At 73.3% G+C, this 3,028-nt stretch carries 3 protein-coding genes; 2 read left to right on the top strand and 1 reads right to left on the bottom strand.

Annotated features, from left to right (window positions below):
• On the top strand, nucleotides 1-958 hold a 958-nt coding region (locus tag HGB44_RS32340), incomplete at its 5' end, for a DUF4870 domain-containing protein (RefSeq protein ID WP_233459005.1).
• Between the two features lie 47 nt (nucleotides 959-1,005).
• A complete protein-coding gene (locus tag HGB44_RS31465; RefSeq protein ID WP_061082542.1) occupies nucleotides 1,006-1,632 on the top strand; it encodes a DUF4870 domain-containing protein in 627 nt (208 codons plus the stop codon).
• A gap of 77 nt (nucleotides 1,633-1,709) precedes the next feature.
• Here HGB44_RS31465 and hemW read toward each other — a convergent pair whose 3' ends face one another.
• Nucleotides 1,710-2,942 carry a radical SAM family heme chaperone HemW gene (gene hemW / locus HGB44_RS31460; RefSeq protein ID WP_061082515.1) on the bottom strand — a complete coding sequence of 411 codons (1,233 nt, stop codon included), beginning with the start codon at nucleotides 2,940-2,942 and terminating at the stop codon, nucleotides 1,710-1,712.
• Nucleotides 2,943-3,028: the final 86 nt, after the last annotated feature.

The raw sequence follows: 3,028 nt of genomic DNA, 5'->3' as shown, positions 1-3,028 counted from the left end.
CGCCCCGCAGCCCGACCAGGGCCACCAGGACCACGGCCAGCAGCCCTCCGGAGCCCAGCCGGGATACGGCCAGACCCCGGCGGCACAGCCCTCCGGCGGCCAGCCCGGATACGCCCCGCAGCCCGACTACGGCCAGCAGCAGCCCTACGGCCAGCCCCAGCAGCCCCAGCCGGAGTACGGCCAGCCCCACCAGGGCGCCTACGGCCAACCCGCCCCGGGTCAGCAGCAGCCCGGTTTCGCCCCGCCCGAAGGAGCCCCCGAGCAGCCCGGGTACGGGCAGCAGGCGGCCTACGGCCAGCAGCCCGCCTACGGGCAGCCCTCGGGCGCGCAGTCCCCGTACGCCCCGCAGCCCGACCAGGGCCAGCAGGGCTACGGCCAGGCCCCGGGAGCGCAGCCCTCCGGCGGCCAGCCCGGATACGCCCCGCAGCCCGACTACGGCCAGCAGCAGCCCTACGGCCAGCCCCAGCAGCCCCAGCCCGAGTTCGGTCAGCCCCACCAGGGCGCCTACGGCCAACCCGCCCCGGGTCAGCAGCCCTACCCGGGCGCTCCCGCGGCGTACGGACAGCCCGGTGTCCAGGGCCAGCCCCAGCAGGGCGCCCCGGGCGGCGACAACAGCACGCTCGTGGCCATGCTCGCCCACCTGTCCGGCTTCGTGATCGCCTGCCTGGGCTGGATCCCGCCGCTGGCCATCTACTTCGCCAAGCGCAACCAGTCGCCGTTCGTCCGCCACCACGCGGCCGAGGCGGCCAACTTCCAGCTCACCCTGCTGATCCCCTACGTCTTCGCATGGGTGGCCTTCATCGGCCTGGGTATCTTCTTCCCAGACCTGTCCTGGATCGGATCCCTCCTGATCGCCCTGATCTGGGTCGTCGCTATCGTGTTCGGCGTCATGGGCGCCAACGGCGCCAACAAGGGGACGTGGTACCGCTACCCGGTGAGCATCCGCCTGTTGAAGTGATCCGCTCCCGCACGCAGTCCGAGCGCATCCGCACGAAGGAACCCAACATGTCCTATCCCAACAACCCTCCCGAGGGCCCCTACGGCCAGGGCCAGCAGCCCGGCCAGGACTCCGGCGGTTACCCCTCCCAGCACGGTCACCCCACCGGTGGTCAGCCCGGCTACCAGCAGGGCGGTTACCCGCCCCCGCCTGGCCAGCCCGGCGGATACCCGGGGCAGTCCGGTTACCAGGACCCCTCCGGCGGATACCCCGGCCAGCCCGGGTACGAGCAGACCGGCGGCTACCAGTCCCCCTACGGCTACGGCCAGCCTCCGCACGGCGCCTACGGCCCCTCCTCGGCCACGACCGGCCAGCCCAGCGCCGAAGAGCGCCAGATGGCGATGTTCGCCCACGTGGGCGGCGGCATCCTCGGCTGGATCCTGCCGCTGATCATCTTCCTGGTCAAGAAGGACGAGTCGCCGTTCGTCCGCAACCAGGCGGCACAGGCGCTGAACTTCCAGCTCCTGATCATGATCGGCTACGTGGTCTCCAGCATCCTGATGATCGTCATCATCGGCTTCCTGACCTGGTTCATCTGCTGGGTCGCCGCCATCGTCCTCGGCGTCATCGGCGGCGTGGCCGCCAACCGGGGCGAGTGGTACCGCTACCCGTTCAACGTCAGCTGGGTCAAGTAGCCCGGCACGTCGGCGAGCGTGAGGGGGGTCGGCCGTCGGCCGGCCCCCCTCACGTGTCCGGACCCGTCCGGAGGGGCTCAGGTGAGGTCGCGCACCACGGCGTCGGCGAGCAGGCGTCCGCGCAGGGTGAGGGCCGCGCGGCCCGCCGCATGGGCGTCCGCGTCCAGCAGGCCCTCTGCGACGGCCCGCTCGGCCGCGTCGCGGCCGTGCGGTTCGAGCAGGTCCAGCGGGCACCCGCCCTCCACCCGCAGTTCCAGCAGGACGCGCTCGAAGCGGCGCTCCTCCTCGGTGAGCACCTCGCGGGCCAGGCCGGGGCTGTCCCCGGCGGCCAGACGGGCGGCGTAGGCGGCCGGGTGCTTGACGTTCCACCAGCGGGTGCCGCCCACGTGGCTGTGCGCGCCCGGGCCCACGCCCCACCAGTGGCCGCCGGTCCAGTACAGGAGGTTGTGCCTGCTGCGGCCCTGCTCGGTGCGCGCCCAGTTGGACACCTCGTAGGCGCTGAACCCTGCCGCGGTGAGGACCTCCTCGGCCATGAGGTAGCGGTCGGCCATCGTGTCGTCGTCGGGCTCGGCGAGTTCGCCCCTGCGCACCCGGACGGCCAGGCGGGTGCCCTCCTCGACGATGAGCGAGTAGGCCGAGACGTGGTCGGGCCCCGCGGAGACCGCGGCCTCCAGGGAGGCCCGCCAGTCCTCGTCGGCCTCCCCGGGGGTGCCGTAGATCAGGTCCAGGTTGACGTGCTCGAACCCGGCCCGCCGCGCCCACTCCACGCACTGCTCGGGGCGGCCGGGCGTGTGACCGCGCTCCAGCACCCGCAGCACGTGCTCGCGGGCGCTCTGCATGCCGAAGGACACGCGGGTGAACCCGGCCTCGCGCAACCGCGCGAGGTAGTCGGGCGTGACCGTCTCGGGGTTGGCCTCGGTGGACAGCTCGGCGTCGGGCGTGAACCCGAAGCGCTCGCGTACGGCGGCGACGACGCGGCCCAGGTCCTCGGCCGACAGAAGGGTGGGCGTGCCGCCGCCGACGAACAGCGTGCTGACCGGCGGGCGCTCCCCCGTCAGGACCCGGTCGGCCAGCGCGACCTCCGCGATCGCCTGGTCGGCGTAGGTCTCGCGGGAGGCCGTGGCGGTGCCGTCGCGGGAGACCAGCTCCTCGGCCGTGTAGGTGTTGAAGTCGCAGTAACCGCAGCGGGTGACGCAGAAGGGCACGTGGACGTAGAACCCGAGGGGCCGCCCGCCGAGTTCGGCGAGGGACTGCCCGGGCAGTTCCCCGGTGCTCGGTACGGGATCGCCGTCGAGGGCAACGGAAGGCATGCCTCCAGTGTCGCCGACCGGCCGGTGTGCCCTGGTCCCCGTGTCGGGCGTGCGGGGGTTCGGGGGCGGGGACGAGAGGTGGGGCG

It is taken from the genome of Nocardiopsis alborubida (assembly GCF_012396365.1).
Taxonomy (GTDB): Bacteria; Actinomycetota; Actinomycetes; order Streptosporangiales; family Streptosporangiaceae; genus Nocardiopsis; species Nocardiopsis alborubida.
Note: the sequence above shows the minus strand (reverse complement) of the source record. Positions and strands in the feature narration are given on the sequence as shown.

What these genes read in the sequence shown, in the direction of transcription:
- hemW (WP_061082515.1), bottom strand. Translation starts at nt 2,942, where the DNA reads ATGCCTTCCGTTGCCCTCGACGGCGATCCCGTACCGAGCACCGGGGAA.
- HGB44_RS31465 (WP_061082542.1), top strand. Translation starts at nt 1,006, where the DNA reads ATGTCCTATCCCAACAACCCTCCCGAGGGCCCCTACGGCCAGGGCCAG.